Genomic DNA, 15976 nt, shown 5'->3' on the forward strand with positions numbered 1-15976 from the left:
TCTATAATGTTAACCAGAAGTGGGCACTCGAGCGAGACGACCGCTCAGTTCGGATTACCCCCGACCGCGTCGAACTAGTTCCACCATCTGGATTAACGGCCGAACCAGGCCATGTGGCCGGCATTCTGCGAAGTGGGAGAGCCCGGACGGCACGAACCGACGGATTCGAGAAAACCTGAGCGAATCCCGAAACGATACCGACATACGACGCCGAGAACAGAGCGTTTTGCCGAGAATTACCGGTCAGCTCCGCCTCTGTACGACGACAGTGAGACGGTATCTGATTCTCCGCCCGCCGGCCGCGGTGGACATCGAGAACGAGAAAACATAATTTACCAGAGTACCATCTAAATCTGATAGGTGCGCGGTTGACTTCTCGAACGGAACTGCTCGTCGAGTCGGATCGATCGGCGCCCTCGAGCGCGGCGAGGAAAAACACGTATGACCCGCGGGTGAGACAGGATAGGTATGTTCGAGAAGTCGACGTGGATTCGCCTGCCGCGAAACGTCGTCGTCGGCCACGGCGTCCGCTCGTCGGTCGTCGAGGTCGTCGACGACCTCCACCTGCAGGGCCGACCGCTGCTGGTCACGAGTCCGACGCCGCGAGAGGTCGCCGCGGATCCGGTCGCCGCGGACTTCGAGGCCGCCGGCATCGATCCTGCGATCGTCACCGTCGAGACGGCGACCTTCGACTCGGTCGAGCGGGTGATCGAGGTCGCGGAAGCCGAAGAGGTATCGTACCTCGTCGGCGTCGGCGGCGGCAAGGCCATCGACATCGCGAAGATGGCCAGCGACCACCTCGAGATGGGCTTTCTCTCGGTGCCGACGGCGGCCAGCCACGACGGGATCGTCAGCAATCGCGGCTCCGTCCCGGAGGGCGACACCCGCCACAGCGTCGCGGCCGAGCCGCCGCTGGCCGTCGTCGCCGACACCGAGATCCTCGCGGAGGCGCCCTGGGAGCTGACGACCGCGGGCTGTGCCGACATCATCTCCAACTACACCGCGGTGATGGACTGGCGGCTGGCCTCGCGGCTCAAGGACGTCGAGTACTCCGAGTACGCCGGCGCGCTCTCGGAGATGACCGCCGAGATCCTCGTGGACAACGCCGACCTCATCCGGCCCGGCCTCGAGGAGTCGGCCTGGGTCGTCACCAAGGCCTTGATGTCTTCGGGCGTCGCGATGAGCATCGCCGACTCCTCGCGGCCGGCCAGCGGCGCCGAGCACCTCTTTTCCCACAAACTCGACCGGCTGGAACCCGACGCGGCGCTGCACGGCCATCAGGTCGGCGTCGGCTCGATCATGACGGCCTACCTCCACGGCGGCGAGGACGGCGTCTGGCGGGACATCCGCGACGCGCTGGCGAGCATCGACGCGCCGACGACGGCCGCGGAACTCGGTATCGACGACGAGACCGTCATCGAGGCGCTGACGACTTGCCACGAGATCCGCGACCGGTACACGATCCTGGGCGACGGGATGAACGAGCGAGCCGCCCGCGAAGTCGCGCGGAAAACCGGCGTTATCAGCTGACGCGGGTTTCGTTCGCGAGCGCTCAGACGTGCTTGTCGAGGAAGTCCGCGATCGCGGAGTAGGCCTCGATGCGGTTCTCGAGCTTCGAGAAGCCGTGGCCCTCGTCGTCGAAGATCAGCTTGCGGACGGGGACGCCCTGCTCCGCGGCCTTCTCGGCGATCTGTTCGGCCTCGCCGACCGGGACGCGGGGGTCGTTCTCGCCGTGGAGGACGAACAGCGGCGCCTCGATGTTCTCGATGTTGTTCGTCGGCGAAATCTCCTCTAAGAACTCCCGGTCCTCCGCGAGCGAGCCGTACTCGGCCTCGCGGAGTTCGCGGCGCCAGTCGCCGGTGTTCTCGAGGAACGTGACGAAGTTGGCGATGCCGACGACGTCGACGCCGGCCGCCCAGAGGTCGGGATACTCGGTCAGCGCGGCCAGCACCATGAACCCGCCGTACGATCCCCCTTTGGCGGCGATCCGGTCGGGATCGATCGCGGGGTGATCCTGGAGCCACTCGACGCAGGCCTCGATGTCCGCTACCGAGTCCATCCGCTTCTCGACGTCGTCCAGTGCGGCGTAGTCGGCGCCGTAGCCCGCGGAGCCGCGGACGTTGGGCTCGAAGTAGGCGTAGCCCCGGTCGAGGAAGTACTGCTTGACGCTCGAGAACGACGGTCGGCGCTGGCTCTCGGGGCCGCCGTGGATGTCGACGATGACCGGCGTGTTCCCTTCTTCGGCGTCGTCCGGCAGCGTCAGAAAGCCCGGCACCTCGAGGCCGTCGAAGCTCTCGACGTGGACGAGGTCGGCCTCGTCGAACGATTCGGGCGGGATGCCGGCCGTGGGCGCGCGAGTCCACTGCTCGGCCTCGCCGGTCTCGAGGTCGACCACGAAGACGTTCGTGTTGACCGTGTCGCCGGTCGTCGACAGCGCGAACCGCTCGGCGTCGGGGCCGAAGCTGACGCCGCCGGAGATGCCGCCCGGCAGATCGGGTTCGGGGAACGTCTCGAACTCGGTCGGCTCGTCGGGGTCGAACTCGCCGACCGTGAGGTCGGTGTAGCCCTCGACGTTGCGCGAGTAGACGAACCGGCCGGTCTCGTCGTCCAGCGCGATGCCGTCGACGTTCCAGCCGTCGCCGTCGGCGACCGTCTCGAGGTCGTTCGTCTCGAGGTCGAGGTACGCGAGGTAGAGCGTGTCCGCGTCGCCCTCGTCGGTCACGAGGTAGATCCCCTCGCCGTCGGGCGCCCAGCTCGCGCTCTGGTAGCGGACGTCGCCCTCGTGGGGCGTGAGGTGCTCGAGTTCCGGGTCGTCGGCCTCGAGGTCGAGCACGTACAGATCCTGGTCGAAGTTGGAGTACGCCTGCGAGACGAGCAGGCGGGAGTCGTCCGGGCTCCAGCCGGACAGCGAGAGCCAGCCGTCGCCCTCGTAGACGAGTTCGGCGTCCTCGCCCGTTTCGTCACGGCCCTGCACGTAGACGTCGAAGACCGCTTCGTCCCGGCGGTTCGAGGCGAAGGCGAACCGGTCGCCGTCGTGGCTCCAGCCGCCCCAGCGGTGCTTGGCGTCCGGCATCGCCGTCAGGTTCTCGATCTCGCCCGTCTCCGCGTCGAGCCGGTAAAGCTGGGCGCGCTCGTTGCCGCCCTCGTCCATCCCGAAGATCAGTTCGGGCCGCTCGGGCGACCACGAGGCGAAACTCACCGTTTCGTCGTAGAAGGTCCGCTGCTCGGGCCACTCCTGAGGCTCGCGAACCGTCCAGACCTGCGCCGTGCCGGTCGTGTTCATCAGGAAGGAGAGACGCTCGCCGTCGGGACCGAACGACGCGCCGTAGGCGCTGCGAATGTTGAGATAGCGTTCGATGTCGTAACCCATACCGGAGTCGTCTCGACTCGAGGCGGTAGTCGTTTGGGTTCCGGAGAGTTCCCCGCGACGAACCGGCGGGAGCCGCCGAACTACCGGCCCGAATCGGCGATACGGCGAGACTATCAGCGTAGGGCGACCGTACAGCCGCGCCGTCGGCGATCGCGGGCCGAGCGCGGCTCGGTCGAGCAGATGTGAGCCGACGGTGACGCGCGGGAGCGACCGCCGACGCGACCCGGCGGACGTGCGTTGCTGTGCCGTGCATAACAAAGCCCGCCGAATTCCGTGGACCAGCTATGACAGACGCGGCCGCGGACGGAGCGGACGATCGGGATCGAGATCCGGATCCAGATTCGGATCGAGAGGATCCCGTCGGCGTGCTCCTCGTGACGATGCTGATCGTCCTCGTCTCGTTCGGCGCGATCGTCGCCGCCGTCGGTCCCGAGTTCGTCACCGACTCGTCGCCGGTCGAAACGGAGGGGGCCGAAGCGGGCGACCGGCTCGAGTCGATCGGGGGCAGCGACGACGGTCGCGTCGCCGACGCGTCGCCGTCGACCGACGACGCGGGCTCGAACTCGAGCGAAACCGGGGCCGATTCGGACGGGGGTACGAACGACTCCGAGAGCGACGGAAACGAAACGGCGAGCGACGCGGCCGCAGACGATGGGGACGAAGGAGACAGAGAGGACGGACGAGACGGAGGAGACGGCGAGGACGAGGAGGAAGCGACGAGCAATGATTCGGAACTCGGGGCCGACGAAGCCGAAGATGGCGAAGACGACGACGGGGAGGACGGCGAGGATGATGAAGAAGACGCTAATGACGCTGCTGAGGACGAAGATGGTGAAGACGAGGAGGACGAAGCCGAGGACGACGAGGATGAGGGCGACGAGGAAGACGAGAGCGACGGAGAGGAGGATGAAGACGCAGACGACGAGGCGGACGCGGACGACGAGAACGAGGGCGAGACCGGCGAGGACGGGAACGGATCGGCGGACGACGACGACGATGGACCCACCGAGCCGGATCCCGAGGACGACGAGGGGCCGGAAGACGACGCGGAGTCCGATTTCGACCCCGAAGCGGACGCGGAAGACCCCGACGAGACCGACGACGAAACCGACGCCGCGGACGCCGCCCCCGCGGCGGACGAGAGCGAGGCCGATGCAGACGGCGACGCGGTAGACGAGCCGTCCGAGACGAACGGCGACGACGCCGCCGAGGCGGGGGAACAGGAGACCGACTCCGAGAGCGACGACGGCGACGGCGACGGCGAACCCGAGTCGGAAGACGACGCTGACGACGACGGATTCTTGAGCCCGATCAGTTCCTTCCTCGAGGAGGTCTTCGATATCGGCGAGGACGGCGACGGCGAGTAACGCGGCGTGAGCGTCGTGTCGCTGCGAAACAGGTCGAATCGGAAACCCGCCGGGACCGGTCGAACGAAACGAAAAAAGTGACTTTATAGCCCGGGACTGCGTGGCGACCGAGTATGCGCGTCGCGTTCGTCTCGCTGGAAACGGTCCACCACCGCGGTACCGAGACGAACCGGCGCCTGCAGACGATCCTCGAGTTGCTCGAGGAGGCGGGCCACGACGTCCACGTCTTCTGCGCGCGGTTCTGGGACGGCGAGCACGAGACGTTCGAGCGCGAGGGCGTGACCTACCACGGACTCGTGAGCGAACCCGACGCTCGATCGTCGTTCGCGCTCCGGCTGCCGACGGCACTCGCCGGCGCGAAGCCCGACATCGTCCACGCGAGCGCGAACCCGCCCGGGCAGGTGGTCGCCGCGAGCGTCGGCGCGACGCTTTCCCGCGCGCCGACGGTGCTCGAGTGGTACGGCGACGGCGGCGTCCGACATGATCGGTGGCGGCGCTGGGCGGCCGGCCGCGCCGACCGGATCCACGTCCCGTCGGAACTCGTCGCGACGTGGCTCCAGGAACTCGGCGTCGGCAGGGACGCCATCGAGACCGTACCGAACCCAATCGACCTCGAGCAGATTCGGTCGGTCGAGCCCGACGACCGGGTCGACGTCGTCTACGCCCGCCGGCTCGACGAGGGTGCGAACCTCGAGAGCCTCCTGCTGGGACTGGCCGAACTCCGGGACCACGACTGGTCGGCGACGGTCATCGGGGACGGCCCCGAGCGCGAGAACTACGAGCGACTGGCGAGCGACCTGCGGATCGACGACCGGATCGCGTTCGCGGGCGAGTGCTCGCTCGAGGAGCGGATCGCCGCCTACCGCGGCGCCCACGTCTTCGCGCAGACGGCCGAGCACTGCGTGTTTCCGACGGAGATGCTGTGGGCGCTGGCCTCGGGCTGCGTCGGCATCGTCGAGTACCACGCCGACTCGAGCGCCCACGAACTCGTCGAGGGCTGGGACCGGGGATTCCGGACCACGAGCGAGGAGGAGCTTGCCGACGCCATCGTCGCGGCCGGCGACCTCGAGCACCGCGAGTACGACGACCGCTTCGCGGACTACGACCGGGACGTCGTGCGCGACCGCTACCTCGTGACCTACCGGACGCTGCAGGAATCGAGCGGCCTCTTTTAATCGGTACGATGACAGTAGGTTCTGCCGCCGATAGCGATACGGCCCGCATCCGCTCCACACGGCCGAGAGAAGCTGTAAATTCTCGTGACGGACTACCTCGGAAAGCGAGACACTTTTAGTTCCGTCCGGCCGTTACTGGGACGAGACTACATGGGAGAGGGGGACTCCATCGTCCGGGTCGATCTCGCGACCCGCTCCGTTACGACCGAGCCGGTGCCCGAGGAGTGGCGCCGCAAGTACGTCGGCGGGAAGGGACTGGGTGCCCGCTACCTCTACGAGGAACTCGAGGCCGGCGCGGACCCGCTGGGCGAGGAGAACGCCCTGCTCTTTCTGACGGGCCCGCTGACCGGTCACCTGCCGGGCGAGCAGCGCTACGTCGTCGTCACGAAGTCGCCGCTGACGGGCGCCTTCCTGGACTCCTACGCCGGCGGCTCGATGGCCGACCGGCTCGCGGGATCGCTCGGCGATCGCGTCGGCATCCTGGTGACGGGGCGCGCGGACGAACCCGTCGCCCTCGAGGTCGCGGACGGCGAGGTGTCGATCGAACCGGCCGACGACTGGTGGGGACTCGACGCCAGGGAGGTCGACGAGCTGGTCCCCGACGCGGCGGTCGCGTGTATCGGCCCCGCCGGCGAGAACGTCGTCTCCTACGCGACCATCGCCTCGGACGGCGGCGACCACCACGCCGGCCGCGGCGGCGCGGGGGCGGTCATGGGTTCGAAACGCCTGAAAGCGGTCGTCGCCCGCGACGACGCGCCCGAATCGCCGCCGGAACTGCGGCGGCTGAGAGAGCGCGACGAGGCCGCGTTCGCCGACGGCGAGACCGGCCGGTGGCACGCCGCCAGCGAGACGGTCGAGACCGTCGACTTCGCGAACGAGGTCGGCGTCCTCCCGACGCGGGGCTGGCAGAAGGGGCGGTTCGACGGCGCCGACGCGGTCGGGATCGAAGCCGTCCGCGAGGCCGCCTACGAGCGCGAGCGGGCCGACGACCCCGTCCCTGGCGGCTTCCGCGTCGAGAGCGACGACGGCGACACCGTGCCGCGGGGCTCGACGCCGATCGCGCTGGGCTCCGGGCTCGGGATCGACGACTTCGACGCCGTCGCGACGCTGGGCTCGATCTGCGACCGGCTGGCGGTCGACGTCATCTCGAGCGGCAACGCCGTCGCCTGGGCGATGCGCGCCAGCGAGGAGGGGTATATAGAGCGCGACCTCGCGTTCGGCGACGAGGACGACGCCCGCACGCTCATCGAGGAGATCGCGACGCGCTCGAGTCCGCTAGGCGACGCGCTGGCCGACGGCGTCGAGGCGGCGGCAGAGACGTACGGCGCCGACGAGCTGATCCCCTCGGTGAAGGGGATGGAACTGCCCTCCTACGATCCGCGGGGGTCGGCCGCGATGGCGCTGGCGTACGCGACCAGCGATCGCGGCGCCTGCCACCGCCGGGCGCGGCCGGTCGAGACCGAGGCGATCGAGGGCGACTGGACGATCGCCGAGCGCGTGGTGACGGTCGCCGCCGAGCAGGACCGGCGCGCGGTCCTCTGGAGCCTCATCGCCGACGACTTCTTCGGCGAGGCGCTCACGCCCGACCTCGGCGCGGAGTGGCTCGCCGCCAGCGACCGGGCGGCCGACTACGAGCCCGAAGAACTCCGCCGGGTCGGCGAGCGCATCTGGACGCTCGTGCGGCTGTTCAACGTCCGCGAGGGGTTCTCGCGGGCCGACGACGAACTCCCCGAACAGCTGACCGAGCCGCTCGAGGGCGGCCCCAACGACGGCAACGCCGTCGCGGCCGAGGCGTTCGAGGAGATGCTCGATCGCTACTACGAGTACCGCGGCTGGGACGAGCAGGGCCGGCCGACCACGGAGACGCTCGAGCGGCTCGGGCTCGCGGACCTCGCGAGCGATGCAGTTACGAACGCGGACCCGAAAGGAGGTAATCGACAGTGACCGAACGAATCGATCTCGACGAACTGGACGTCGGCGAGGAGGACGAGCCGGAGGACGAACGGAACCCCGGCGACTGGTTCTGGCGGGGCGAAGGCGATCCCGAGGACGAGCCGCCGCGGACGACCGGGCCGGCGGTGAAGCCTGACGGCGAGGACGGCGGCGGCGCAGACGCCGCCGCAGGCGCGACCGACGCCGGCGGGGCCACGGTCGACCAGAGCTCGCAGCCGGCGCCCCACGTTCCGAAGTCGGAGGCGGGGAAGCCAGTCGGGATTCCGGCGGCGACTGGCGGTGCTGGCGCCGGTGCCGGTGCCGGTGCGGACTCGAGGGCGGACGCAGACAGCGCCGGGAGCGCGGACGCAGCGTCGGCCGAGCCGACGGAGCCCCGTCCCGCGGGATCGGCCGCCGAAGGCCCGCACGGCGGCGGCGTCGACGACATGACGATCGCCCTTACCTATCGGGCGCTCCAGCGGCTCGAGCACCCGGCGGCCGTCTTCGCGGACGCCTACGGCTGGAGCGACTGGATCGGGATCGTCGGCGACGTCGGCACGCCCGCCATCACGAAGTTCCAGCGCGATCACGGCCTCGACGCCGACTTCTTCACCGGCAGCGGGACGGAGCCAAGCGAGCGTCTCTCCGAGATCGACCGCACGTCGATGTTCTACGCCGAGCGGATGGTCGTCGTCGGCACCGGCGAGCGCGGCGAGGAAATCGCCGCGGCGGCCGACTGGGAGTACGTCCCGCTCGAGACGGCCGCGGAAAAGGCGGGCTGGGAACTGTCGCAGTAACGTCAATTAGCCGGGGCGTGACGGTCCCCGCCTCCGAAACGTTAATACCGACCCGGCCGACAGGACCACTCGAGAGTTAGCTATGGGACTCCGAACCGCCTTTCGACAGCACAAACTCGTACTGATCGGACTGCTCGCGTTCGGTGCGTGGGTCTTCCTGACGATACAGAACGTCGCCGCGAGCATGGGACCGGTCGTCTACGGCGACTGGGTCGGCCAGAGCGGCGTCGTCGGCCTCGTCGGGCTGGCCGTCCTCGTCGCGATCGGGCTCCTCGCGGTGCTCGTCTACGGCGAACTCGGCGAGACCGAACCGCTGCCCGAGGAATTCCCGCCGGAGGGGACCCAGTAACGCATGAGCGAGACCCTCGAGATCGAACTGAGCGATCGCTTCCTCGAGGCCGCCCGCGAGTGGGGCGACGCCCGGGTCACGGACCGGACGACGGCGATCGAGCAGAAGGTCGAGCAGGCCCTGCTCGAGATCGAGCACCTGGTCTCCGGGGCGCGAAACGTCGCGTTCGCGGTCGACGACGAGGCGGAGACCGTCCGGTACGAGCCGACCGACGACCTCGCGGCGCTGCTCGAGCGCCAGGCCGAGACCCACGGGCTCGACCCCGAGGCCGTCCTCGAGATGCACGTCGACCTGTTCGCGCGGGCGTTCCTCGAGGAGACCGAACAGGCGCCCGAAGTCTGAGGGACCTGACCTGACGAATCGACAACGGAAATCGAGGCGAGCGGAAGGATTATACGACGATCGACGCAACCAGGGAGTAGAAAACAACGATGCGCCGAAAACAAACCGACTGGAAACCGAAGAACGGCGAAAAAGACGACGACGCGTGGACCCACACCGGCGCCCACGAGGTCACCGACGGCGAAGTCGACGGTGACGTCGAGTTCTCCGACGAACTCAAGGAGAAGTCGCGGACCGACTCGTCGGAGTCGAACTGACCGGAACAGGAGACGCGACGCGGTTTTACTGCGACTGCAGTTGGCGGTTTTCTACTGGGTCCGCCCGGGACCCATACGTCGCTCTCAGCTAACCTGCAGGGCGATCTCTTCCTCGAACGCGGCGTAGCCCGCGAGGAGGTGACCGACCGCCTCGTAGAACGGCTCGTCGGCCTCCTCGACGATCGACGCCGCGCAGTCGTCGATCCAGTGCGAGAGGTGCTCCTCGTGGAAGACGCGCTGGTAGCCCAGCGTCTCCTCCCGGCCCCGGTACTGCGACCGGACGAGGTACCGCAGGAAGGCGAGTTCGACCGCGACGTGGTCGTTCTCCTCGGGGTAGTCCTCGGGCGGCGACCAGCCGGCCGCGCCGTAGCTCGCTTCGACCTTCGGGAGCCCCTCGCCCAGGTACTCCGTGTCCTCGCGGTGGTACGTCTCGTGGGGGATCACCGGCGGGCGCGGCCCGACGAACAGCCGGGTGTACTCCACCTCGAGTTCGTCGGCGACCGCCTCGAGCGGTCGGTCGCAGTTCTGTTCGATGAACTGTTCTAGCAGGTCGAATCCCTCGTCAAGATCGTCGTTGACGCTTCCGGACGGCGACGCGACATCGCCGCCGAGGACGTCCTCGAGGAACTCCTCGGGCGGCGCGTCGTGGGTCGCGGTGATCAGGAACTCGACCAGGTCGAGTCGGGCCGCGTAGACGGCTTCCATGTCCATGCTCATCAGTCGTCACCTCCCGCTCGGCTGTACAGCAGCATCGACCGACACTCCGGACAATAGTCGAAGATGCTGCCCTCCGCGTCCGGGGCCATCCCCGAGACGAGGTCGCCGACCTCGCCCTTGATCCGCTCTGCGGACCGCTCGCTCGTGAACTCCGTCCCGCAGTTCTTGCACTCGAGCATCGAGCCCTCGAAAACCTGGGTCCAGGCGGGGTCGGCGTCTTCGTCGTCCGCGACCTCCTGCTCCCCGTTCTCCGGCAGCAGGGAGAGATCGAGCCCCTCCTCGACCGTGATCGCGTTCTCCACGCAGCCGTCCTCGCAGAGCCCGCAGTTCACGCAGCGCTCGTGGTTGAACTCGAGACCCGTCCGCGTGCGACGCAGCGCGTCGGTCGGACAGAGCGTCGAACAGGTCGGCGTGAGCGTACACGCGTCGTCGACCTCGACGCGGCCGAAGTCCTTCAGCCCGCGGATCACCTCCCGTTCGGGGTCGACGTGCTCGAGGATCGCCCGCACGCTCTCTAAGGTCCAGCCGTGACTGTCGAACGCGGGGTTCTCCCGCTCGGGATCGTCGATCTCGCCGGTCGCCTCGTGCTCGCCTTCGGGAATCGGCGACTCCTCGAGGCCGACGACGAACGTCGAGATGTCCTCGACGAACGCCCGCGGCTCGTTCGGATCGGGCGCGAAGAACGCCACGCGCTTGCCGAGGCCGAGGTCGTCCGTGGCGACATCGAGCCGGCGGACGAGTTCGGCCTTCGGGTCCGGCCCGGAGTGGAGACAGTCGCCGCCGCAGCCGACGATCGCGACCCCGTCGGCCCCGCAGGCCAGCGCGTGCATGACGTGGGCCTCGCCGACGGTGTCCGTACAGTTCACCTGGACGGGGAGGATCGGCGGGTACTCGACGTCCTCGCGACCGGCGGCTGCGAGCCGGCCGTACTCGGCTAAGGCGTCGGCCGCCCGCTCCGAGCAGACGAACGCGACGACGGACTCCTCGAGACCGGAGCCGCCCCGACCCGGGATCCAGCTGTCCTCGACCTCGTCCGGGGTGAGCAGTTCCTCGACCTCGCGGGCGATGCGCTCGTTCGAGGGCTCGCGCAGTTGCGCCGCGCCGGTCGGACAGGAACTGGTACAGGCGCCGCAGTTCTGACACAGCGCCGTGTCGAACGCGACCTCGTCGATCCCCGAGCGCTCGACCGCGTCGTGCGGACAGGCCTCGACGCACTCGTTACAGCCCGCGCGGCTCGAGTCGCCGGCCGCGCAGACGTCCATCTCGAGGTCGAGGAACTCCGGCTTCGTGAGCCCGCCGAGGTGGCGTTCGATCGCCGCGATCTTCTCGGACGTGATCGGGGCGGTGTAGAAGCCGATCCGGCCGCCCCGAGCGCCGTCGGTCGCCGCGGGGTGAACGACCTGATCGACTTCGAGCGTGCGCTCGACGCCCTCGAGGTCGATGGCGTCGGTCGGACAGCACTCGGCGACCGATTCGTCCTCGACCGCGGGATCGATGTCGACCGGGTACCGGGTCACCGTCCCCTCGGGCGCCTCGCGGACGCACTTCATGCAGGAGATGCAGTCCTCGGTGACCCGCGCGCGGACGGTGACCTCGAACTCGCCGTACTTGCCGTCGACGTCGACGACGCGGCCGCGCTCGATCGTCACGTCCTCGAGGTCGTAGTCGGACTCGGCGTAGTCGTTGCCGTTCGCGATCAGGGTCACGTCGGCGTCCTCGGACAGCGCGGCGGCGGTTTCCGCGTCGCCGACGACCGCGACGGCGTCGCCGGCCTCGCGGGTGAGCGACTGGTGGATCGACTCGTGCTCCAGTCCCGCGTAGCGCGCGTTGACCATCCGGGCGGTCTTGGCCGTCGCCTCGGACTCGCCGTGGACCCAGCCCGCGCCCTCGCGCTGGTCGACGAACGAGACCGCGTCGGGGTGGAGGCCGTTCTCGGTGGCCGCTTCGGTGATCTTCTCCTGGGCGGGCGCCTCCGGACAGGTGACGATGAGTTGATCGAGGTCGTGTTCCTCGATGACGTGTTCCATGCCGGGGAGCCCGTCCTGACAGAGCATCCGAGAGCTGGCGGCGACGTCGACGTGGTCGATCCCGTCGCGCGCCGCCTCCAGATCGATGTCGCAGGTGTCAGCGCACGAACAGACGAAAGAGCCGACGTTCATTAGCGAGCCGAAACCGCCGGACGGTAAAAGATGTTGCGTGACGGAATTCGATCTTCGCATCAAAATTATTGTGTCCCAACAATTATTCTGCCGATAGATGTAAGAGTAGTTTTCCTCAACCGGGTGAGACATCCGAGAGCGATTACTTTTCTATACGTTCACCAGAAAAAGAAGTATAAATTCCAAAGATTCATTATACTCGGGGAGAGCCCTACCGGATGGCAATCATCGGTGTGTGGGAGACGATACTGTCGTCTCAAATCTCCTATCAATCAACATGAGCACGGAACCAGTTACGCTGGATCTCGACCGGCGGTCGTTCATGAAGGCGTCCGCCCTCGCCGGGGCCACGATACTCGGCAGCGGGGCGACGGGACGCGTTCTCAGCGACGACCAGGGCGAATCGACCGGCGTCGAGGACGACGCCGAGACGGCGAAGGTCATCTGTAACTACTGCTCGGTCGGCTGCGGGTTCAAGGCCGTCAAGGAGGGCAACGCCTTCGTCGGCCAGGAGCCGTGGAAGGAGAACCCGATCAACAACGGCTCGCTCTGCTCGAAGGGCGCGAGCATCCTCGAGACCGAGCACTCGCCAACCCGACTGAAGCACCCGCTGAAGAAGGAAAACGGCGAGTGGCGCAAGATCACGTGGAACGAGGCCTACGACGAGATCGCCGAGACGTGGCAGGAGGTCACCGAGGAGTACGGGCCCGACAGCACGATGCTGGTCGGCAGCGCCCACCACTCCAACGAGGAGGCCTACGCCTTCCGGAAGCTGGCGGCCTTTATGGGCACGAACAACGTCGACCACCAGGCCCGGATCTGTCACTCGCCGACCGTCGCCGGCCTCGCGAACACGTGGGGCTTCGGCGCGATGACCAACACGATCAACGACTACCGCAACTTCGATCTCAACATCATCATCGGGCAGAACCCGGCCGAGGCCCACCCGATCGCGATGCAGCACATTCTGGAGGGCCAAGCCCGGGGCGGGACGATCGTCTCGATCGACCCCCGATACACGAAGACGTCGGCCCACGCCGACCACTACTACCGGATGCGGCCGGGGACCGACGTCGCGATCATGATGGGCCTCCTCCACTACCTCGACGAGCAGGACGAACTCGACGAGGAGATGCTCTCCGAGCGGGTCAACGGCTGGGAAGACGCCTACGCCGAACTCGACCGGTACGACCTCGAGACGGCGGCCGAGATCTCCTGGCTCGACGTCGAGGATCTCGAGGAGATCGGCGACATGATCATCGAGAACAAGCCCAACGTCCAGATCGAGTGGGCGATGGGCGGGACCCAGCACAACAACGGCACCCAGAACATCCGTTCCTACGCGCTGCTCAGCCTCGCGTCGGGGTCGGCGGCCCGTAGCGGCGGCGGCCTGCAGGTCATGCGCGGCCACGCGAACGTCCAGGGCGCCACCGACCTCGGCGTCGACGCCGACATCCTGCCGGGCTATTACTCCGTGAGCTCGCCCGGCTCGTGGGCCCACTGGGCCAACGTCTGGGACCGGAGTCCGTGGACCAGCGGGAGCACGGAGTTCAACGACATGTACGGCCGGTTCGACATGATGCCCGAGGACCTCTTCGAGGAACTCGGCGAAACGGAAGAACCCATCACGACCGCCCAGGTCGACACCGAGGTCGAGGACAGCCTCGGCGGCGAGGAGTACCGGCCGAACGAGGTGACGACCCGGTCGATGATGTTCCAGTCCGGGCTGACCGTCGCCCGCTGGTACGAGGCCGCCTTGCCCCAGGAGGAGCGGCTCCACGAGTCGAACCTCTACCAGCCGAACCCGCTGAAGATGCTGTTCCTCTGGGGCCACTCGGCCAACTCCATCAACGAGATGGACAAGATGAAGCGGGCCATGGAGTCGCTGGACCTGCTGGTCGTCGTCGACGTCTTCCCGGCCGTCGCCGGCACCCTCTCCGACGAGGACAACGTCATCCTCCTGCCGGCCTCGAGCCAGTACGAGCACTACCGGTCGCTGACGAACACGCACCGGTCGGTGCAGTGGTCCGAGCCCGCCGGTCAGCCGGCCCACAACTCCAAGCCCGACCTCCAGATCATGCAGGAGCTGGCCGATCGGCTCGGCTTCGGCGAGCACTTCGATTGGGGTAGCGGCCAGGAGATTCACAACGGCAAGAGCACCTACGAGGACGCGCTCCGGGAGATCAACCTCGGCGTGCGCTCGATCGGCTACCAGCAGCCCCCCGAGAAGCTCCAGCAACACCGCGAGTACGACTACGCCTTCAACACCGAGACGCTGCGGGCCGACTCCGAGGGGCTGCCGGTCAGCGGCGAGTACTGGTCGCTGCCCTGGCCCTACTGGGGCGAGGGCCACACCGGCACGCCGATCATCTGGCGCGACGACATGGACCCCCGCGAGGGCGGCCACGACTTCCGCGCCAACTGGGGCACCGAGGCGCCGTCGCCCGAGGACTGGGAGGCGATGGACGTCGATCGAGAGTACCCACTCCAGGAGACCTACGACGAACACGGCGAGGAGGGCCTCGAGATGCTCCGCGAGCCCTACCAGCCCGACTGGTGGGACGAGGAGATCGAGGGCGTCCCGCAGTACCCCCACTACACGACGACGCTGCCGGACGACATCACGAACCCCAGCGAGATGTCCCTCCCCGTCGAGTACGCACTGAGTCCGGACCAGTCGCCCTACGACGCCGCACAGGCGCTCGAGGAGGAGTATGGCCACGAGCTCGACATGGACTTTTGGGAACAGTACGACGTCGCGCAGCCGGACCCGCCGACGGGCCGCGGGAAGGCCCGCGCCGTCGCGTGGAACTTCCTCGACACGGTGCCGGTCCACCGCGAACCGATCGAGAGTCCGTACCCGGACCTCGCGGAGGAGTGGCCGGCCAACGGCCAGCAGCAGAACGTCTACCGCCTCGATCAGAACAACGGTCAGACTCAACAGCAAGCTACCGAGGCGGTCCACGAGAAGGAGTTCGACGTGATCCTCACCTCCGGCCGGCAGGTCGAACACCAGGGCGGCGGTTCCGAGACGCGGAACAACGAGATGACCGCCGACCGCCAGCCCCACATGTACGCGGAGATCCACCCGGACCGCGCCGAGGAGATGGGGATCTCCGGCGGCGACGAGGTCATCGTCCACTCCGCCCACGAGGCCAAGAGCGCGATCCTCGTGAAGGCGAAGGTCGACTACCGGCCCCACCCCGACGAGGTCTTCCTCCCGTACCACTGGGGCGGCGTCTTCGGCGGGAAGGACCAGACCGACGACTGGCCCGAGGGCACGAAGCCGCTGGCGATCGGCGACTCCGTGAACATCGTCACCGCCCACGGCTTCGACGCCGAGACCCAGATGCAGGAGACCAAGGTCGGCATGGTCCGCGTCGAGAAGGCCACGCCCGAGCGGATCGAGGAACTCGACATGGAGTTCATCGACTTCCCGCAGGACGAGGCGGGACTCGGACTCCAGAAACAGTACGACGTGCGTGAGCACGACATGCTCGCAGACGACTAA

12 protein-coding genes are annotated in these 15976 nt (G+C 67.9%); 9 read left to right on the top strand and 3 right to left on the bottom strand.

Annotated features, from left to right (window positions below):
* Positions 1 to 468: 468 nt before the first annotated feature.
* Positions 469 to 1530, top strand: coding sequence for an NAD(P)-dependent glycerol-1-phosphate dehydrogenase (locus tag ACYQ26_RS19030; protein ID WP_459810457.1), 1062 nt, complete (start codon positions 469 to 471; stop codon positions 1528 to 1530).
* Between the two features lie 22 nt (positions 1531 to 1552).
* On the opposite strand, the gene ACYQ26_RS19035 is transcribed toward ACYQ26_RS19030, so the two are convergent.
* Complete coding sequence (locus ACYQ26_RS19035; RefSeq protein ID WP_459810458.1) at positions 1553 to 3370, bottom strand: S9 family peptidase; 1818 nt, start codon at positions 3368 to 3370, stop codon at positions 1553 to 1555.
* Positions 3371 to 3654: 284 nt separating this feature from the next.
* On the opposite strand from ACYQ26_RS19035, the gene ACYQ26_RS19040 reads away from it, so the two are divergent.
* From ACYQ26_RS19040 to ACYQ26_RS19070, 7 genes are all read left to right on the top strand, one after another.
* A complete protein-coding gene (locus tag ACYQ26_RS19040; protein WP_459810459.1) occupies positions 3655 to 4737 on the top strand; it encodes a hypothetical protein in 1083 nt (360 codons plus the stop codon).
* Between the two features lie 113 nt (positions 4738 to 4850).
* A complete protein-coding gene (locus ACYQ26_RS19045; RefSeq protein ID WP_459810460.1) occupies positions 4851 to 5912 on the top strand; it encodes a glycosyltransferase in 1062 nt (353 codons plus the stop codon).
* Between the two features lie 150 nt (positions 5913 to 6062).
* Entirely contained in the window at positions 6063 to 7856 is a 1794-nt protein-coding gene (locus ACYQ26_RS19050; RefSeq protein WP_459810461.1) for an aldehyde ferredoxin oxidoreductase family protein, read from the top strand.
* Positions 7853 to 8641: a DUF7124 domain-containing protein gene (locus ACYQ26_RS19055; RefSeq protein WP_459810463.1), complete on the top strand. Its 789-nt coding sequence runs from the start codon at positions 7853 to 7855 to the stop codon at positions 8639 to 8641. The genes ACYQ26_RS19050 and ACYQ26_RS19055 overlap by 4 nt, the downstream gene beginning before the upstream one ends.
* Before the next feature lie 82 nt (positions 8642 to 8723).
* Positions 8724 to 8990, top strand: a complete 267-nt coding sequence (locus ACYQ26_RS19060) for a hypothetical protein (protein ID WP_459810464.1) — start codon at positions 8724 to 8726, stop codon at positions 8988 to 8990.
* 3 nt (positions 8991 to 8993) lie between these two features.
* Positions 8994 to 9332 carry a hypothetical protein gene (locus tag ACYQ26_RS19065; RefSeq protein ID WP_459810465.1) on the top strand — a complete coding sequence of 113 codons (339 nt, stop codon included), beginning with the start codon at positions 8994 to 8996 and terminating at the stop codon, positions 9330 to 9332.
* An 89-nt stretch (positions 9333 to 9421) separates the two neighbouring features.
* On the top strand, positions 9422 to 9589 hold the full coding sequence (locus ACYQ26_RS19070; protein ID WP_459810466.1) for a hypothetical protein: 168 nt from the start codon (positions 9422 to 9424) through the stop codon (positions 9587 to 9589).
* A gap of 84 nt (positions 9590 to 9673) precedes the next feature.
* Here ACYQ26_RS19070 and ACYQ26_RS19075 read toward each other — a convergent pair whose 3' ends face one another.
* Positions 9674 to 10300, bottom strand: coding sequence for a TorD/DmsD family molecular chaperone (locus ACYQ26_RS19075; protein WP_459810765.1), 627 nt, complete (start codon positions 10298 to 10300; stop codon positions 9674 to 9676).
* A gap of 5 nt (positions 10301 to 10305) precedes the next feature.
* Positions 10306 to 12465, bottom strand: coding sequence for a hydrogenase iron-sulfur subunit (locus ACYQ26_RS19080; RefSeq protein ID WP_459810467.1), 2160 nt, complete (start codon positions 12463 to 12465; stop codon positions 10306 to 10308).
* Positions 12466 to 12742: 277 nt separating this feature from the next.
* Here ACYQ26_RS19080 and ACYQ26_RS19085 point away from each other — a divergent pair, with 277 nt between their 5' ends.
* Entirely contained in the window at positions 12743 to 15976 is a 3234-nt protein-coding gene (locus ACYQ26_RS19085; protein ID WP_459810468.1) for a molybdopterin oxidoreductase family protein, read from the top strand.

It is taken from the genome of Halopiger thermotolerans (assembly GCF_054654555.1).

Bases quoted from the DNA above. Each gene is read 5' to 3' on its own strand.
- ACYQ26_RS19070 (WP_459810466.1), top strand. From the start codon at position 9,422: ATGCGCCGAAAACAAACCGACTGGAAACCGAAGAACGGCGAAAAAGAC.
- ACYQ26_RS19085 (WP_459810468.1), top strand. From the start codon at position 12,743: ATGAGCACGGAACCAGTTACGCTGGATCTCGACCGGCGGTCGTTCATG.
- ACYQ26_RS19060 (WP_459810464.1), top strand. From the start codon at position 8,724: ATGGGACTCCGAACCGCCTTTCGACAGCACAAACTCGTACTGATCGGA.
- ACYQ26_RS19030 (WP_459810457.1), top strand. From the start codon at position 469: ATGTTCGAGAAGTCGACGTGGATTCGCCTGCCGCGAAACGTCGTCGTC.
- ACYQ26_RS19040 (WP_459810459.1), top strand. From the start codon at position 3,655: ATGACAGACGCGGCCGCGGACGGAGCGGACGATCGGGATCGAGATCCG.
- ACYQ26_RS19075 (WP_459810765.1), bottom strand. From the start codon at position 10,300: ATGGACATGGAAGCCGTCTACGCGGCCCGACTCGACCTGGTCGAGTTC.
- ACYQ26_RS19050 (WP_459810461.1), top strand. From the start codon at position 6,063: ATGGGAGAGGGGGACTCCATCGTCCGGGTCGATCTCGCGACCCGCTCC.
- ACYQ26_RS19080 (WP_459810467.1), bottom strand. From the start codon at position 12,465: ATGAACGTCGGCTCTTTCGTCTGTTCGTGCGCTGACACCTGCGACATC.
- ACYQ26_RS19045 (WP_459810460.1), top strand. From the start codon at position 4,851: ATGCGCGTCGCGTTCGTCTCGCTGGAAACGGTCCACCACCGCGGTACC.
- ACYQ26_RS19065 (WP_459810465.1), top strand. From the start codon at position 8,994: ATGAGCGAGACCCTCGAGATCGAACTGAGCGATCGCTTCCTCGAGGCC.
- ACYQ26_RS19035 (WP_459810458.1), bottom strand. From the start codon at position 3,370: ATGGGTTACGACATCGAACGCTATCTCAACATTCGCAGCGCCTACGGC.